The following is a 14,486-nucleotide window of genomic DNA, read 5'->3' as shown; positions in this document are numbered from 1 at the left end:
CTGGCCATGAACCTTCGTTTCGCTGTCCTCGCTACCGCCACTGCCGTGTTGCTGTCGGCGTGCGCCACCGCACCCGCACCGCTGCAGGGCAGCTTCACGCCCGTCAATCCGCGCGACTCGGTCGCTGCACCCCAGGTAGGCGCCTCCGTCCGCTGGGGCGGCCGCATCATCAGCACCACGCCCGCGCAGAACAGCACGTGCTTCCAGTTGGTCTCGCGACCGCTGGCGGGCACGGGTCGGCCGCTGGCCAGCGCGCCCGATGCCACCGATGGCCGCTTCATCGCCTGCCGCGCCGGTTTCTACGATCCGGCCGTGTTCGCCGAAGGCCGCGAAGTGACCTTCGTCGGCAAGATCGACGGCTACGAGAGCACGCGTATCGGCGACTACGACTACCAGCTGCCGCGTGTCGCAGCGGACGTGGTCTACCTCTGGCCGGAAGTGCGCGAGGTCGAGGTTCGCCCCTATCCCTACTACGATCCCTTCTGGGGCCCGCGCTGGGGCCGTTGGGGCTGGTGGTGAGCACCGCCATCGCCGCATGAAGAAAGCCGCCCGAGGGCGGCTTTCTTTTTGATCGATCGTCTCAGCCCGGCGTGCCGAAGCGTCCCAGCGGTGCGCCGGCCAGCAGATGCAGGTGGATGTGGAAGACGGTCTGTCCGCCATGTTCGCGGCAGTTCATCACCACGCGGTAGCCGTCCTCGGCGAAGCCTTCGCGACGCGCGTACTCCGCTGCCGCCAGCACCAGCCTGCCCACCAGTACCGCCTGCTCCGGCCGCAGATCGTCGAGCGTCGGGATCGCGTCGTGCTTGGGAATGAAGAGCACATGCACCGGCGCCTGCGGCGCGATGTCCTTGAAACCCAGCACGTCGTCGTCCTCGTAGACGATCGTGGCGGGAATCTCACGGCGGATGATGCGGGCGAAGATGGTATCGGTCATGGGGTCGTCTTCCCGGGTATGGTCAGGTCATTTCGCTGCGGCCGCCGAAGGCATGGGCCAGCGTGCCGCGATCCACGTACTCCAGCTCGCCGCCCAGGGGGACGCCATGCGCCAGCCGGCTGGGTCGCACGCCCTGCTGGCGTGCCAGCTGGGCCAGGTAATGCGCCGTGGCCTCGCCCTCGACCGTCGGATTGGTGGCGATGATCAGTTCGGTCGCTTCGCCCGCAACCAGGCGACGGGTCAACGCATCCAGCCCGAGCTCGCGCGGACCGATGCCGTCCAGGGGCGACAGCCTGCCGTGCAGGACGAAGTAGACGCCGCGATAGCCGGTCGCCTGTTCGATCGCGAGGCGGTCCGACGGCGACTCGACCACGCAGAGCTGGTGGCGGTCGCGGCTACCGCTGGCGCAGATCACGCAGAGGGTGCCTTCGGTGAAGTCGCGGCACTGCGCGCAATGGCCGATGCGTTCGAGCGCATCGGCGAGCACGGCGGCCAGGCGCTTGCCGCCGTCCCGCTCACGGTCGAGCAGGTGGTAGGCCATGCGCTGGGCCGTCTTCTGCCCGACACCGGGCAGCACGCGCAGCGATTCGATGAGCTGTTCGAGCAGCGGACTGGACATCGTCATCCCGGGTCCACGCCCGCCGATACCGCGGGCGCCGGACCGGTGCGGGTCAGAACGGCAGCTTCATGCCCGGCGGCATCGGCATGCCGGCCGTGGCCGCACCCATGCGCGACTTGGATTCCGCGTCGACCTTGTTGGAGGCGTCGTTGAAAGCGGCCGCGATCAGGTCTTCCAGCATCTCGGCATCCGACAGCACCGACGGATCGATGCGGACCTTGCGGCACTCCTTCGCGCCGGTCAGCGTGACGCTGACCATGCCGGCGCCGGCATTGCCGGTGACTTCCAGCTTGGCGAGTTCTTCCTGGGCGCGCTGCAGGTTCTCCTGCATCTTCTGCGCCTGCTGCATCAGTTGGGCGATGTTTCCACGCATGTCGTGATCACTCTTCGTAAGGACGGATGGAGTCCGGGACGAGCCGGGCGCCGTGCTGCTGCACCAGTCGCTGCACATCCGGATGGTTCATGAAGGTTTCTTCGGCCTCGTTCTGCCGCTCGCCACGCTGCCGGTGGCTGCGCTCCTTGAGCGTTTCGGTCTCCGCGGCGGCGATGGTGGTCGCGAACGCCAGCCGGGGGGCGACGCCGTAGCGTTCGGCGATGGCGTCGGCCAGCTCGCCCAGCGTGCGCTCGGAGCGGAGGTAGTCGAACCCGCTGTCCAGCGCCAGCGTCAGCGTGCCGTGGGCGTAGCCGGAGAAGGCGACGTTTTCGACCAGTTGCTTGCCGACGCCTTTCAACCCGCAGGTGCTGGCGAAATGCAGCCAGGTCTCGGCATCGATGATGCCGATGTCGGTCGGCATCGCCGTGCGTGCAACAGGCGCAGTCGGTGCCGGAGCCGGCGGCGGCTCAGGCGCCCACGGCGGGTCTTCAGACGAAGCAGGCGGCGATACGGCCGCGCGCGCTTCATGGACGGGCGCGGCCGGCGGCGGCATCGCCTCGCGAACGGGTTCAGCGGCGCGCACCGGCTTGGAAGGCGCCGCGGATACCGCGGCGCCCGCGTCTGCTGCCGCCGGCGCCTGCTTCCCTTCGCCCCGCATTTCGCCGTTCTGGGCAGGACGGAACGCCAGCATGCGCAGCAGGCTCATCTCGAAGCCCGCGCGGCCGCTGGGTGCCAGGTGCAGGTCGCGCCGGCCGTTGATCGACATCTGGTACCAGAGCTGGACCACTTCAGGGCGCAGCTGTCCGGCGAATGCTTCGACATCCACGCCTTCGGCTTCCACCGCGGCCGAGGGCACCAGCTGGCGCACCTGGATGCGATGCAGCGCTTCGGCCACCGCATCCAGCACGCCACCCCAGTCCGGGGAAAATTCCGCCAGGCCCGCGATCACCTGCAGCAGCGCGTCGCCATCGCCCTGCACCAGCGCGGCGAGCATCGCGTTGACCTGGGTGCGGTCCACGGTGCCCAGCATCGTGCGCACGCCGTCGTCGCGCAACGCACCGCCGGCATAAGCGATCGCCTGGTCGAGCAAGGACAGGCCGTCGCGCAGCGAACCGTCGGCCGCGCGCGCGAGCTGGGCGATCGCCCCGGTGTCGGCCTCGATCTGCTCGGCGCCGAGGATCTTGGTCATCTGGCCGCGGATCTGCTCCTCGTCCAGGCGCTTCAGGTTGAACTGCAGGCAGCGCGACAACACCGTCACCGGCAGCTTCTGCGGATCGGTGGTGGCGAGCAGGAACTTGACGTGCTCCGGCGGCTCCTCGAGCGTCTTCAGCAGCGCGTTGAACGCCGCCTTCGAGAGCATGTGGACTTCGTCGATCAGGTAGACCTTGAACTTGCCGCGCGACGGCATGTACTGCGCGTTCTCGATGACTTCGCGCACGTCGTCCACGCCGGTGTTCGACGCGGCGTCGATCTCCAGCAGGTCGATGTAGCGGCCCGCGTCGATGTCCAGGCAGGCCGCGCACTGGCCGCACGGATCGGCGCTGGTGCCCTTCTCGCAGTTCAGCGATTTGGCGAAGATGCGCGCGATGGTGGTCTTGCCGACGCCACGGGTGCCGGTGAACAGGAAGGCGTGGTGCACCCGCCCGGAATCCAGCGCGTTGGTGAGCGCGCGGACCACGTGTTCCTGGCCCACCAGTTCGGCAAAACGCTTGGGGCGCCACTTGCGGGCGAGGACAAGGTAGGACATGCCGACATTGTGCCACGGCCGGCAAGCGGCCCCGGCCGGAAGACGCCCGCGACCGGCTTCGCTTGTGGCCTGCTTCGCCGGAGGCTAGAATTCACGCCCCTGAAAGCGGCCCGCGGTCGCGTTCAGGTCCCGGAGAGGTGTCCGAGTGGTTGAAGGAGCACGCCTGGAAAGTGTGTAAGCGTCTAAACCGCGCTTCGGGGGTTCGAATCCCCCTCTCTCCGCCAGATTGAAAGACGTAGTGATGGCTTCAGGTCCGTGATGTTTCGCCGGGACGTGGAGAGGGGGTGAGAACCCCCGGGTTCGACAAACCGCGTAGCGGTTTGCACGGCGAAGCCGCCCGCAGGGCGAAGGCGCGCAGCGCCGAGTGAATCCCCCTCTCTCCGCCAGATTCGATGCGTCCCAGCGTATCGGGATGATGGCGAACCGCGCTCCGGCGCGGTTTCGTTTCTATGGTGGCCCCGTCGGCCCCTCGCGACGCTAGGTCGAAAATCCCGCCAGGGCCGGAAGGCAGCAACGGTATCGATCAACGCGGGCGCCGAGGTCAGCCGGCGGGGCCACCGCCTTTTCGGCCACGGGTTATTCATTGACCCCTGCCGTTGCGACGGCATCTTTCTCCGCGCCGCGGAACAACCGCGGGGCGCGGCAGCAACGGTATCGATCAACGCGGGCGCCGAGGTCAGCCGGCGGGGCCACCGCCTTTTCTGCCCGACGGCGCGTGCGACTCAGTCGGCGATGATGCCCAGCGCGTCGGGTTCGCGGCCGGTCACCCAGTAATCGATGACCTGCCAGCGCTGCGTATCGATGACCGCAACCCGGTCGCCGCCGCTGATCGCCACGTAGGCCCGTGGACGGTCCGACGCGACCACCACGCCGATCGGAAGCGCCGCGTTGCCGAGCATGGTGGCCTGGTAGTCCATGTCCTCGCGCGAAAGCGCAACGGTCGCCACCGGCACCTTGGTCCGGGCGTTGAAGACGGCCAGCGTGGCCGCGCGGGCATTGGTGACGAAGGCCAGCGCGCCGTCGGCCGCGAAGGTCACGCGAATGGGGAAGCCCTTGCTGCTCATGCGGCGCTTGACCGCCAGTGTGCGCGGATCGTGCACGGTGAGCGTGCCGTCCTCGCGGTTCGTCACCCAGACTTCCGCACCGTCCGGCCGCACCGCGACGCCTTCGGCGCCCTTGCCCGCCGGACGCTCCACGCGGGCGCCGGTGGCCAGATCGATCCGGCTGATCGTGCCGGCCTGGATCTTGGTCAGATAGGCGACCTGCCCGTCCGGTGACAGCGCCACCATGTGCCCCGTACCACCGCCGACATCGATGCTGCGTTCCACCTCGCCCGAGGCGACGTCGACCACGATCAGGCTGGCCGACGCTTCGGTGGTGACGAGCACGCGACGCCCATCGGCCAGAAAGCGGATGCCATGCGGCGCACTGTGCTGGCCCAGGTCGATCACGCGCGTCGGCTTGCCTCCCACGAGGTCCAGCACGGACAACGTGCTGCCGGATTTCGCGCCGCCGTAGTTCGTCACCACGGCGACGCGACCGTCCGGCGCCACGGCGATCTCGTGCGGCGCGTCGCCGGTCCTGTATTCGCCGACGCGGCGACCGTCGCGCAACGACAGGCGCCACACGGTATCGGCGGACTTGTTGCCGACCAGCAGTTCGGCCGACTGAGCGCCCGGTGCCCAGAGGCACACCAGGGCGATGCCCAGCGTGGCCGGCAGGAGCGCCCTCACGGACCGTCCGCCACCGGATGCAGCCAATCGGCATCCCCTTCGCGATAGTGCTCGCGCTTCCAGATCGGCACGCGTTGCTTCACCTCGTCGATGATGTAGCGGCACGCATCGAATGCGGCGCCGCGATGCGCTGCGCTCACCCCGACCCAGACGGCCAGATCGCCGACCGCCAGGGCGCCGACGCGGTGCGCGCAGCAGGCCGCCAGTACTTCGAAGCGTTCCATCGCCTCGGCGACGATGCGCTCGCCTTCGCGTTCGGCCAGCGCGCCATACGCTTCGTAGTCCAAGCCATCCACTGCGCGGCCGGCGTGGTGGTCGCGGACCCAGCCTTCGAACGTCGCATGGCCACCCGCGCGCGGATCGCGCAGCGCGGACCCCAACGCGACGACATCCAAAGGCTCCGCGGAAAGAACGAATTGCGGCATGCCTCAGCCTCCGCTCACGGGCGGGATGAAGGCGACTTCGCTGCCCGTCCGCAGGCTGTCCTGCCAGCGCGCGAACTCGCCATCGACCGCGACGCGCAGGTGCTCGCGAGGCCAGGCGATCCCGTGGCGCGCCTGCACTTCCCCATACAGTCCGGAAAGATCGACCGCGACGGTGGTGACCGATTCGCTGGCCACACCCGTGCGTTCGCGCAGACTGGCGAAATAGAGCACGGTGAGCGTCGTTGTCATGCCGACCCCACGTCGCGCTTGCCACCGCGCTTGGCCACTAGCTTCGCCGGTCCCAGCACGATGGCGTGCGACAGCGCCTTGCACATGTCGTATACGGTCAGCGCGGCGACGGTGGCGCCGGTCAGCGCCTCCATCTCCACGCCGGTGCGATGCACCGTGCGCACCTGGCATTCGATCAACAGGGCGTTCTCGCCCTCCCAGTCGATCGCCAGACGACAACCGTCGATAGGCAGGGGATGGCAGAACGGGATCAGTTCGTGCGTGCGCTTGACCGCCATCGTCCCGGCGATGATCGCGGTATCGACGATCCCGCCCTTGGCGCTGCGCAACCCGTTGCGCTTCAGCTGTCGCGCGACCTCGGCGGGGAAGCGCACGCGGCAGGTCGCCCGCGCTTCGCGCGCGGTGACGGCCTTGCCGGACACATCCACCATCGCGGGGCGGCCGTCGGCGTCGAGGTGGGTCAGTGCGGTGCGGGGCATGCGGGTCCTGGGAAATCAGCCGCCGATAAGATACATCTCGACGCGGCGCCGGTCCCGCACTTCCGGGCGGCCGCGCAGTTCGCTGTAGCGGTCCCCGCGCGCCGACCACAGGTGGGCCACATGCGCGACCAGCGCGTCTTCGCCCTGGGCCAGTATCGCCCGCAGGTCGGTGCCGTCCGACGCGAACAGGCAGGTGAACAATCGGCCGTCCGCCGACACGCGGGCGCGATGGCAGTCGCCGCAGAACGGCACGCTGACGGAACTGACGAACCCCACTTCGCCGCCACCGTCGTCGAATCCATAGCGCTCGGCCACCTCGCCCCGGTATTCCGCCTGCAGGGGATGCAGGGGCCAGCGCGCGGCGATCCGGTCGCGCAGTGCCGACGAGGGGACCATCCGCTCGAGCCGCCAGTCGTTGCTGTCGCCGACGTCCATGAACTCGATGAAGCGCACCACGTGCCCGGTGCCGCGGAAGCGCTCGACCAGCGGGAGCACCTCCGCTTCGTTCACGCCCCGCTGCACGACGGCATTGATCTTCAACCGCGTGAAGCCGGCCGCCACCGCGGCATCGATGCCGGCGAGCACGTCGCCGACCTGCCCGCGTCGGCCGGACATGTCAGCGAACACGTCGGGATCCAGCGCGTCCAGGCTGACGGTGATGCGCCGCAGGCCGGCGTCGTGCAGGGCCTGCGCCTGGTGCGCGAGCAGCACGCCGTTGGTGGTCAGCGCGATATCGTCCAGGCCGGGAATGCCGGCCAGCCGGCGCACCAGATCCGGCAGGCGCTTTCGCAGCAAGGGCTCGCCGCCGGTCAGGCGCAGCTTGCGCACGCCCAGCCGCGCGAACGCACGGACCAGCACCTCGATCTCGTCGAAGGACAGGCGCTGCGACGCATCGGTGCCGTAGTCCTCCGGCACCCGGTCGGCCGGCATGCAATAGCCGCAGCGGAAGTTGCAGGCATCGATCACCGACAGCCGCAGGTCGTGCAGCGGACGCCCCAGCAGATCCTTCGGCAGTGGCGAGACGTTCACGGCAGCTCGACGGGCGATGGCCCGGCCAGCGCGATGCCTTCGCCGGGCGAGGCGACGCGATGACCGCGTGCGCGCAATGCCTCGCCGTCCGCGGCACTGGCGTAGTGGTAGAGCACGCAGCGGGCGAGCAGAGCCGACGCATATTCGCGCTCCAGATCGTCGATGCCGCTGTGCGAAGGATTGCCGTGCAGCCCGCAATCGTGCGCGATCAGTTCGTCGGCATCGGCGTGGCGGGCCAGCATCTCCGGGATCGGACGCGTATCGCCCGTCCACACCACACTGCCGCGCAGGCGCAGGCCAAACGCCGTCTCCGGCCAGTGGTGGCGTACCGGGAACACCTCCAGCCGCTGCCCGTCGTGCCAGAAGGCATCGCCGACCGGCACCAGATGAAACGCATCCCAGAAGTTCGCTCCACCCTCGGCCAGCACGTTCGGATAGCTGGCGATGCGCTGGTGCAGCAGCGGCACCAGCGGCGCAGGCACGTACAGGCGGACTTTGCCGCGCCGCGCCGGATCGAAATAGCTGGCCACGAACAGCCGCTCCATGCCGGCGACATGGTCCAGGTGCAGGTGGGTGATGAAGACCGCGTCGGGCATGTCGCCGTATCGGGCGTGGTACGCGGTCAGGCCCTCGCCGCCGCAATCGATGGTGAGCCACGGGGCGCCATCGCGCTCCAGCGTGGCCATGGCCGAGCCCAGCTCGACCGCGCTGGCGTTGCCCACGCCAAGGAAGCGCAGCATCCACGTCACCTCAGTAACCCCGCGACCAGGCGTGGTCGTAGGCGCGACGCAGGTGGGCGAAATCCACGCCGACCTCGTCGACGCTGCGCGCGCCGCGCAGCTTGAGCAGCGAACGCTTGAGGCGCGCCAGGTTCTGTTCCCGCCAGGCGGTGGCGGGAATACGCAGGCGCCCACGGTCGAAGTCGATCAGCCAGCCATGGCCCGTGCCGTCGAACAAGATGTTCTGCGCATTGAGGTCGGCGTGGTCCAGGCCGGCCCGGTGGAAGCGCGCCACCAGCCGGCCCGTGCTTTCCCAGGGCGCTCGGCCGTCGTCCTGCGACGCGATGTCGGCCAGCGTACGCACATCCATCAACCGCTCCACCAGGATGGCCGCACGGTAGAACATGCCATCGCGCACGTAACTGGCGGCCACCGGCCGCGCGACCGGCAGGCCACGCGCCAGCAGCGCACGGGTGAGGCGGAATTCGGCGAAGCTGCGCGTACGGTCGGGACCGTGCCACAGGTAGCGGTCCTGGCTGAAGCGCGAGGCCAGGCCGCCGCGCCGATAGTGACGCAGGACACACTGGCTCGAAGGCGCATCGATGAACCAGGCGCCTCCCCGGCCGCCACTGTCGACGGGCCGGGCGCGGTCGCCCCACTTCTCTGGCGAAAACCAGTCGGGATCCGCTTGCCGCAGGTGTTTGCGGTCGAACAGAATCGCACCGTATCCGCTGCCTTCGCGGAACGGCGTCAGGGATTCCGAGGCGTCAAAACCGACCATCCAGCGAGTCTAACAACACTTGTCCACGATTCCCCAATCGCTCTGCCTGCTCCGCCTGTCCGCCCTCGGCGACGTGACCCATGTCGTGCCGCTGGTGCGCACGTTGCAGCGCCACTGGCCGCAGACCCGCCTGCACTGGGTGATCGACAAGGGCGGCTTCAAGCTGCTGGAAGGCCTCGAGGGCGTCACCTTCCACACCTACGACAAGAAGACGGGGCTGGCCGGCATGCGTGCCCTGCGCGCGGACCTGCCGGGCGACGGCTTCGACGCGCTGCTGCAGATGCAGGTGGCCCTGCGCGCCAACCTGCTGTCGGCCTTCATCCGCGCACGCCGCCGGATCGGCTACGACCGCAGCCGCTCGAAGGACCTGCACGGGCTGGTGATCAACGAGCGCATCCCCGACCGTCCCGGCATCCACGTGCTGGACGCGATCGGCAGCTTCTGCGAACCCCTGGGCCTGAATCAGGACGAGGTCGTCTGGCGCCTGCCGGTTCCCGAAGACGCGTACGCCTGGGCGGGGGCGCAATGGCCTGCGGATGGCCAGCGCACGCTGATGATCTCGCCGTGCTCCAGCCACGAACGCCGGAACTGGTACGCCGAACGCTACGCCGCGCTCGCCGACCATGCGGCCACGCAGGGCTGGCGCGTGGTGCTGTGCGGCGGTCGCAGCGATCTCGAACGCCGCACCGCCGACGCCATCATCGCGGCGATGCGCGCCCCGGTGCTCGACCTCGTCGGCAAGGACACGCTCAAGCAGTTGCCTGCCCTGCTCGCCCGCGCCGACCTGGTGGTGACGCCGGACTCGGGCCCCATGCACATCGCCAACGCGATGGGCAGCGCCGTGCTGGGCCTGCACGCCGCCAGCAATCCGCATCGCAGCGGCCCCTACTCGACCACGCGCTACTGCGTGGACCGCTACGACGATGCTGCGCGCAAGTACCGAGGCAAGCCTGCGGCCGACCTGCCCTGGGGCACGAAGATCGAACACGACGGCGTCATGGGTCTGGTAACGGTGGAAGACGCGGTGGCGGCCTTCGAGCGGCGACGCGCCGACCTGGACGGTTGACCGTGGACCTGGCCGACCTGCTCGGGATCCGCTGGCCGCTGCTGCAGGCGCCGATGGCCGGCGTGCAGGGCAGCCGCCTGGCGCTCGCCGTCTGCGAAGCAGGCGGCCTGGGCGCCCTGCCCGCCGCCGCGCTGACACCGGATGCGCTCGACGCCGAAATCCGCCACCTGCGGTCCGGTACCGACCGGCCTTGGAACCTGAACTTCTTCTGCCACGCACCACCGACGCCGGATTCCGCGCGCGACGACGCCTGGCGGCGGAAACTGCGCGCCGACTACGCACGGTTCGATCTCGACATCGAAGACATCGTGGCCACGCCGGGACGCCGCCCCTTCGATGCCGAAGCACTCGCGCTCGTGCAGGCGCACCGGCCTGCAGTGGTGAGCTTCCATTTCGGCCTGCCGGCGGACGCATTGCTGGCCGGCGTGCGCGAGACCGGCTGTCGCGTGCTGGCCAGTGCGACCACCGCGGACGAGGCGCGCTGGCTGCAGGCGCGCGGCGTGGATGCCGTGATTGCGCAGGGCTGGGAAGCGGGCGGACATCGGGGGCATTTCCTGTCCGATGACCTGGACCTGCAGTCGGACCTGCCCGCGCTGTTGCCGCAGATCGTCGCGGCCGTCGACGTGCCGGTGATCGCCGCCGGTGGCATCGCCGACGCGCGCGGCGTCGCGGGCGCGATGGCGCTTGGTGCCGCGGGCGTGCAGATCGGCACGGCCTATCTGTTGTGCCCGGAGGCCGATACGCGTGCGGTGCACCGCCGGGCGTTGCGAGAACCGCGGACGACCGCGGTCACCAACGTCTTCACCGGTCGCCCAGCGCGCGGCATCGTCAACCATGCGATGCGGGCCTGGGGCCCCCTGGCGGATGACGCGCCCGCATTCCCGCTGGCGACGGCCTATTCCGCACCGTTGCGCGGACCTGCAGAGGCGCAGGGGCTCGACGATTACTCGCTGCTGTGGGCAGGCCAACGGTTCCCGGCGTGCCGCGAGGTTCCCGCCGCAGCGCTTACGGAAGCGCTGGCGCAGGGCTTCGCCCCGATCCGTCAGGACGCGTCGCCCGACCGGTAGTCCTGGTACGACTTCTCTTCCACGTAGCTCGACCCCAGCGCCAGGTTGATCGCCTTCTTGATGCGGGCGCGCTCGTCGTTCTCGATGTACACGCTGCGCGCCAGGCGGATGAACGCATCGTCGAACGCCTGCGCCTTTTCTTTCACGCGGACGTCGTCCTCGATGTCCCACAGGCGCTCGTTGACGGCCTTCAGCTGCGCGCGCAGCTCGACGATGCTGTTCCCCGCCGCCGGATGCGCCATCCAGGCCTGCTCGAGCGCGGTCAGCTCGTCGCGCACATGGGCCAGCTTGGCCGGGTCGCTCATGCGCTCGGACTTGATCTGGAGGATGGCGATCTTGTCCAGCAGCTCGCCGAACGACACGGGGACGAGGATCTCGGACATGGGCGGACTCCCGGCAAAGAACGTCATTCTAGGCGGCGACTTCCGCCGCGGCACCCCTCGCGCAGGCGCCAGAACGCAAAAAGCCCCCTTTCGGGGGCTTTCGCGAAACTGGCGGAGAGGGAGGGATTCGAACCCTCGATACGCTATTAACGTATGCCTGATTTCGAGTCAGGTACATTCAACCACTCTGCCACCTCTCCGGTGGCCCTGGACGCGTCCAGGGCCGTGAATGATACGTGGCGGGCCGCTTCCGGACAAGCCGACGGACACGATGGCGCGCACGCGCGGCCATCGGCGTGCACGTCGATGAACCCCGACCGGCCTCCTTGACGCGTCGGCCTTGCCGGTTGTCCTGTCCGTCCGGATCATTGCGTATGAACGGGTAGGCGAAGCACGTCCCACAGCGCAGGGCACCATGATCGAATTCGGCCACATCTCCCACGTCGGCCTCCGCAGGGAGCTGAACGAGGACACCTACTACGGCGACAGCGAGCTGGGCCTGTGGCTGGTGGCCGACGGCATGGGCGGTCACGCCTGTGGCGAGGTGGCCAGTGCGCTGGCCCGCGAGACCATCGTCCGCGAGGTCCGCGACGGCACGCCGCTGGCACAGGCGATCCGCATCGCCGATGAGGAAATCATCCGCACCTCGCGCCGCCGCAACGACACCCTGCCGATGGGCACCACGGTGGTGGCGGCCCGCATCCAGGGCAACCGCTTCGAAGTGGCCTGGGTCGGCGACAGCCGTGCCTATCTCTGGCGCGAGGGCCAACTGGCCCAGCTCAGCCAGGACCACAGCTATGTGCAGGAACTGATCGCCCAAGGCGCGCTGACGGCCGAGCAGGCGCGCTCGCATCCGCATCGCAACGTCGTGACCCAGGCGCTCGGCGTCACCGATCCGAACCACCTGAACGTGGAAACCATGACGGGCGAGCTACGCCCGGGCATGCAGCTCCTGCTGTGCAGCGACGGCCTGACCGAAGAAGTCGACGACCGCAGCATCGCCGTCACGCTCAAGCATGACGACTGCAGCGCACAGGAATGCGTGGACACCCTGATCGCCGCGGCCCTGGACGGCGGCGGCTCGGACAACGTCACCGCGATCCTGGTGCGTTGCCACTGACGGCGGTCAGGTGCCCGCCTGCTCCAGCAGCGGCGGGTCCCACAGGCACCGCCCTCCGGCTTTCTTCCGCAGCTTTTCCAGACGCGCTTCGTGGGCGGCGAGTTCGTCGGCCGATACGACGACACGCGGCCGCTCGCTCGCGCTGGCGGTATCGAAGGCGACAACCGTGACGGCGGCGGCGCCCGCGGCGGCCTCCTCGGCCCCACCGAAGCCGATCTCGCTCTGGCCGGCCGTCAGGTTCAGATAGACATCGCACAACAGTTGGGCGTCGAGCAGCGCGCCGTGGAGCTGGCGATGGGTGTTGTCCACGCCCAGGCGCTTGCACAGCGCATCCAGCGAATTGCGCTGGCCGGGAAAGCGCTGTCGCGCGAGCAGCAACGAGTCCTCGACGGTGGCCCGATCGGCCAGCCGCCCGTACCGTTCGCCGAGCCGCGACAGTTCGTAGTCGAGAAAGCCCACGTCGAACGCCGCGTTGTGGATCACCAGTTCCGCCCCTTCGATGAAGGCCAGGAACTCGTCAGCGATGTCGGCGAACAGCGGTTTGTCGGACAGGAACTCGAGGCTCAAACCGGTGACTTCGGCCGCGCCCTGCTCGAATTCGCGCTGCGGATTGATGTACTGGTGATAGGTGCGCCCGGTCGGCCGGCGCTCGAGCAGCTCGACGCAGCCGATTTCGACGACCCGGTTGCCCTTCTTCCATTCCAGGCCGGTGGTTTCGGTATCGAGGATGATCTGGCGCATCAGAGAGACGTTTCCGTGAGAAGGTTCGCGTGGTACAGGCCGACCTCTTGTTCCACATGGGGCAGCGTGACCATTCTCTCAAAGACGAATCCCAGCTTCTGCAACAGGCGGATCGACGCGGCATTGTCGGGATTGACGATGGCCAGCAGGCGGCAGAGCCGCAGGCGATCGCGCGCGTCGGCCATCACGGCGCGCGCGGCTTCTTCGGCGAGGCCGTAGCCCACATGCGCGGGCAACAGCGCGTAGCCGATATCCGGACCGTCCAGCCCTTCGCGCCGCACGAGCCCGCAGTTGCCGATCAGTTCGCCCGTGTCCTTCCTTTCGATGACGTACATGCCCAGGCCATGTTCGGCGTAGCTGCGCATCGCACCCTGCCTCAGGTAGGCGCTCGCCTGCTCCAGCGTACGGACACCGCGGTCGGCGATGTTCCTGATGAAACTGGGTTCGTTGAGCAGCGTCAACATCAGGGCGGCGTCTTCCGCGCGGTCGTCGGCCATGGCCCGCAAACGCAGGCGGGGCGTTTCGGCAACCAGGGTGCCCGGCACCAGTGGCACTCCCGTCACGCCACCGCTCCGCCACGGAAGCGCGTGGCCTCGTTGCGGGCCAGCACGTCGACGCGTTCGTTGTCCGGATCGCCGTTATGCCCCTTCACCCATTTCCACTCGATGCGGTGGCGGCCGGCGGCAGCATGCAGCCGTTCCCACAGATCGCGGTTCTTCACCGGATCACCGCCCGCGGTTTTCCAGCCGCGGCGCACCCAGCTCGGCATCCATTCGGTGATGCCTTGGCGCACATACTGCGAATCGATATGGAGAGTGACCTGGCAAGGCTCGGTCAGCGCCTCCAGCGCGGCGATGGCGGCCATCAGTTCCATGCGGTTGTTGGTGGTCTGGCCCTCGCCGCCCACCAGCTCGCGCTCCTTCTGGCCATAGCGCAGCAGGGCGGCCCAACCGCCCGGGCCGGGATTGCCCAGGCAGGAACCATCGGTGTGGATGCTGATGTGCTTCATGCGGTCTCGTAA

The 14,486-nt window shown here is 68.8% G+C and carries 19 protein-coding genes, 2 tRNA genes and 1 other RNA gene; 6 read left to right on the top strand and 16 right to left on the bottom strand.

The window, feature by feature from the left end:
- The first annotated feature begins 6 nt into the window (after positions 1-6).
- Entirely contained in the window at positions 7-519 is a 513-nt protein-coding gene (locus BLT45_RS07735; RefSeq protein ID WP_093298706.1) for a Slp family lipoprotein, read from the top strand.
- 61 nt (positions 520-580) lie between these two features.
- Here BLT45_RS07735 and BLT45_RS07730 read toward each other — a convergent pair whose 3' ends face one another.
- The 4 genes from BLT45_RS07730 to dnaX are packed head-to-tail and all read right to left on the bottom strand — an operon-like array spanning position 581 to position 3,673.
- Positions 581-934 carry a histidine triad nucleotide-binding protein gene (locus BLT45_RS07730; RefSeq protein WP_093297081.1) on the bottom strand — a complete coding sequence of 118 codons (354 nt, stop codon included), beginning with the start codon at positions 932-934 and terminating at the stop codon, positions 581-583.
- A gap of 22 nt (positions 935-956) precedes the next feature.
- Entirely contained in the window at positions 957-1,553 is a 597-nt protein-coding gene (gene recR, locus BLT45_RS07725) for a recombination mediator RecR (protein WP_093298703.1), read from the bottom strand.
- A 52-nt stretch (positions 1,554-1,605) separates the two neighbouring features.
- Positions 1,606-1,926, bottom strand: coding sequence for a YbaB/EbfC family nucleoid-associated protein (locus BLT45_RS07720; RefSeq protein ID WP_093297077.1), 321 nt, complete (start codon positions 1,924-1,926; stop codon positions 1,606-1,608).
- 7 nt (positions 1,927-1,933) lie between these two features.
- Complete coding sequence (gene dnaX / locus BLT45_RS07715) at positions 1,934-3,673, bottom strand: DNA polymerase III subunit gamma/tau (RefSeq protein WP_093297074.1); 1,740 nt, start codon at positions 3,671-3,673, stop codon at positions 1,934-1,936.
- A 131-nt stretch (positions 3,674-3,804) separates the two neighbouring features.
- Here dnaX and BLT45_RS07710 point away from each other — a divergent pair.
- Positions 3,805-3,897: transfer RNA gene (locus BLT45_RS07710), tRNA-Ser, on the top strand.
- 234 nt (positions 3,898-4,131) lie between these two features.
- Positions 4,132-4,228, top strand: an RNA gene (gene ffs, locus BLT45_RS07705) — signal recognition particle sRNA small type.
- Between the two features lie 167 nt (positions 4,229-4,395).
- Here the strand turns inward: ffs and BLT45_RS07700 are convergent.
- The 7 genes from BLT45_RS07700 to BLT45_RS07670 are packed head-to-tail and all read right to left on the bottom strand — an operon-like array spanning position 4,396 to position 9,088.
- On the bottom strand, positions 4,396-5,406 hold the full coding sequence (locus BLT45_RS07700) for a beta-propeller fold lactonase family protein (RefSeq protein WP_093297072.1): 1,011 nt from the start codon (positions 5,404-5,406) through the stop codon (positions 4,396-4,398).
- Positions 5,403-5,831, bottom strand: coding sequence for a molybdenum cofactor biosynthesis protein MoaE (locus BLT45_RS07695; RefSeq protein ID WP_093297068.1), 429 nt, complete (start codon positions 5,829-5,831; stop codon positions 5,403-5,405). Before BLT45_RS07695 ends, BLT45_RS07700 begins: the two co-directional genes overlap by 4 nt.
- A 3-nt stretch (positions 5,832-5,834) precedes the next feature.
- Positions 5,835-6,080 (bottom strand): MoaD/ThiS family protein, encoded by a 246-nt coding sequence (locus BLT45_RS07690; protein ID WP_093297065.1) that lies wholly within the window; start codon positions 6,078-6,080, stop codon positions 5,835-5,837.
- On the bottom strand, positions 6,077-6,559 hold the full coding sequence (gene moaC / locus BLT45_RS07685) for a cyclic pyranopterin monophosphate synthase MoaC (RefSeq protein ID WP_093297062.1): 483 nt from the start codon (positions 6,557-6,559) through the stop codon (positions 6,077-6,079). The genes BLT45_RS07690 and moaC overlap by 4 nt, the downstream gene beginning before the upstream one ends.
- A gap of 15 nt (positions 6,560-6,574) precedes the next feature.
- Positions 6,575-7,588, bottom strand: coding sequence for a GTP 3',8-cyclase MoaA (gene moaA, locus BLT45_RS07680; RefSeq protein WP_093297059.1), 1,014 nt, complete (start codon positions 7,586-7,588; stop codon positions 6,575-6,577).
- Entirely contained in the window at positions 7,585-8,337 is a 753-nt protein-coding gene (locus BLT45_RS07675) for an MBL fold metallo-hydrolase (protein ID WP_093297056.1), read from the bottom strand. The genes moaA and BLT45_RS07675 overlap by 4 nt, the downstream gene beginning before the upstream one ends.
- A 1-nt stretch (position 8,338) precedes the next feature.
- Entirely contained in the window at positions 8,339-9,088 is a 750-nt protein-coding gene (locus BLT45_RS07670; protein WP_093297053.1) for a 3-deoxy-D-manno-octulosonic acid kinase, read from the bottom strand.
- Between the two features lie 19 nt (positions 9,089-9,107).
- Here BLT45_RS07670 and BLT45_RS07665 point away from each other — a divergent pair, with 19 nt between their 5' ends.
- A complete protein-coding gene (locus tag BLT45_RS07665; RefSeq protein WP_093297051.1) occupies positions 9,108-10,154 on the top strand; it encodes a glycosyltransferase family 9 protein in 1,047 nt (348 codons plus the stop codon).
- Between the two features lie 2 nt (positions 10,155-10,156).
- A complete protein-coding gene (locus BLT45_RS07660) occupies positions 10,157-11,221 on the top strand; it encodes an NAD(P)H-dependent flavin oxidoreductase (RefSeq protein ID WP_093298700.1) in 1,065 nt (354 codons plus the stop codon).
- Here the strand turns inward: BLT45_RS07660 and BLT45_RS07655 are convergent.
- Together BLT45_RS07655 and BLT45_RS07650 are read right to left on the bottom strand one after the other, a co-directional pair.
- Complete coding sequence (locus BLT45_RS07655) at positions 11,197-11,604, bottom strand: DUF6165 family protein (RefSeq protein WP_093297049.1); 408 nt, start codon at positions 11,602-11,604, stop codon at positions 11,197-11,199. The two genes, BLT45_RS07660 and BLT45_RS07655, sit on opposite strands and share 25 nt — an antisense overlap.
- 109 nt (positions 11,605-11,713) lie before the next feature.
- Positions 11,714-11,804, bottom strand: a tRNA-Ser gene (locus BLT45_RS07650).
- 215 nt (positions 11,805-12,019) lie between these two features.
- On the opposite strand from BLT45_RS07650, the gene BLT45_RS07645 reads away from it, so the two are divergent.
- A complete protein-coding gene (locus tag BLT45_RS07645) occupies positions 12,020-12,724 on the top strand; it encodes a PP2C family protein-serine/threonine phosphatase (RefSeq protein ID WP_093297046.1) in 705 nt (234 codons plus the stop codon).
- A gap of 6 nt (positions 12,725-12,730) precedes the next feature.
- On the opposite strand, the gene dnaQ is transcribed toward BLT45_RS07645, so the two are convergent.
- The 3 genes from dnaQ to rnhA are packed head-to-tail and all read right to left on the bottom strand — an operon-like array spanning position 12,731 to position 14,474.
- Complete coding sequence (dnaQ, locus tag BLT45_RS07640) at positions 12,731-13,465, bottom strand: DNA polymerase III subunit epsilon (protein ID WP_093297044.1); 735 nt, start codon at positions 13,463-13,465, stop codon at positions 12,731-12,733.
- Complete coding sequence (locus BLT45_RS07635) at positions 13,465-14,028, bottom strand: GNAT family N-acetyltransferase (protein ID WP_254771805.1); 564 nt, start codon at positions 14,026-14,028, stop codon at positions 13,465-13,467. The genes dnaQ and BLT45_RS07635 overlap by 1 nt, the downstream gene beginning before the upstream one ends.
- Positions 14,025-14,474 carry a ribonuclease HI gene (gene rnhA, locus BLT45_RS07630; RefSeq protein WP_093297040.1) on the bottom strand — a complete coding sequence of 150 codons (450 nt, stop codon included), beginning with the start codon at positions 14,472-14,474 and terminating at the stop codon, positions 14,025-14,027. The genes BLT45_RS07635 and rnhA overlap by 4 nt, the downstream gene beginning before the upstream one ends.
- Between the last annotated feature and the right edge of the window lie 12 nt (positions 14,475-14,486).

Source organism: Pseudoxanthomonas sp. CF385, assembly GCF_900104255.1.
Lineage (GTDB): Bacteria > Pseudomonadota > Gammaproteobacteria > Xanthomonadales > Xanthomonadaceae > Pseudoxanthomonas_A.
Note: the sequence above shows the minus strand (reverse complement) of the source record. Positions and strands in the feature narration are given on the sequence as shown.

Coding starts and splice junctions, on each gene's coding strand:
- moaC (WP_093297062.1), bottom strand. CDS start 6,559: ATGCCCCGCACCGCACTGACCCACCTCGACGCCGACGGCCGCCCCGCG.
- BLT45_RS07645 (WP_093297046.1), top strand. CDS start 12,020: ATGATCGAATTCGGCCACATCTCCCACGTCGGCCTCCGCAGGGAGCTG.
- BLT45_RS07670 (WP_093297053.1), bottom strand. CDS start 9,088: ATGGTCGGTTTTGACGCCTCGGAATCCCTGACGCCGTTCCGCGAAGGC.
- BLT45_RS07720 (WP_093297077.1), bottom strand. CDS start 1,926: ATGCGTGGAAACATCGCCCAACTGATGCAGCAGGCGCAGAAGATGCAG.
- BLT45_RS07695 (WP_093297068.1), bottom strand. CDS start 5,831: ATGCCGCAATTCGTTCTTTCCGCGGAGCCTTTGGATGTCGTCGCGTTG.
- BLT45_RS07655 (WP_093297049.1), bottom strand. CDS start 11,604: ATGTCCGAGATCCTCGTCCCCGTGTCGTTCGGCGAGCTGCTGGACAAG.
- BLT45_RS07735 (WP_093298706.1), top strand. CDS start 7: ATGAACCTTCGTTTCGCTGTCCTCGCTACCGCCACTGCCGTGTTGCTG.
- BLT45_RS07690 (WP_093297065.1), bottom strand. CDS start 6,080: ATGACAACGACGCTCACCGTGCTCTATTTCGCCAGTCTGCGCGAACGC.
- recR (WP_093298703.1), bottom strand. CDS start 1,553: ATGTCCAGTCCGCTGCTCGAACAGCTCATCGAATCGCTGCGCGTGCTG.
- dnaX (WP_093297074.1), bottom strand. CDS start 3,673: ATGTCCTACCTTGTCCTCGCCCGCAAGTGGCGCCCCAAGCGTTTTGCC.
- BLT45_RS07730 (WP_093297081.1), bottom strand. CDS start 934: ATGACCGATACCATCTTCGCCCGCATCATCCGCCGTGAGATTCCCGCC.
- dnaQ (WP_093297044.1), bottom strand. CDS start 13,465: ATGCGCCAGATCATCCTCGATACCGAAACCACCGGCCTGGAATGGAAG.
- rnhA (WP_093297040.1), bottom strand. CDS start 14,474: ATGAAGCACATCAGCATCCACACCGATGGTTCCTGCCTGGGCAATCCC.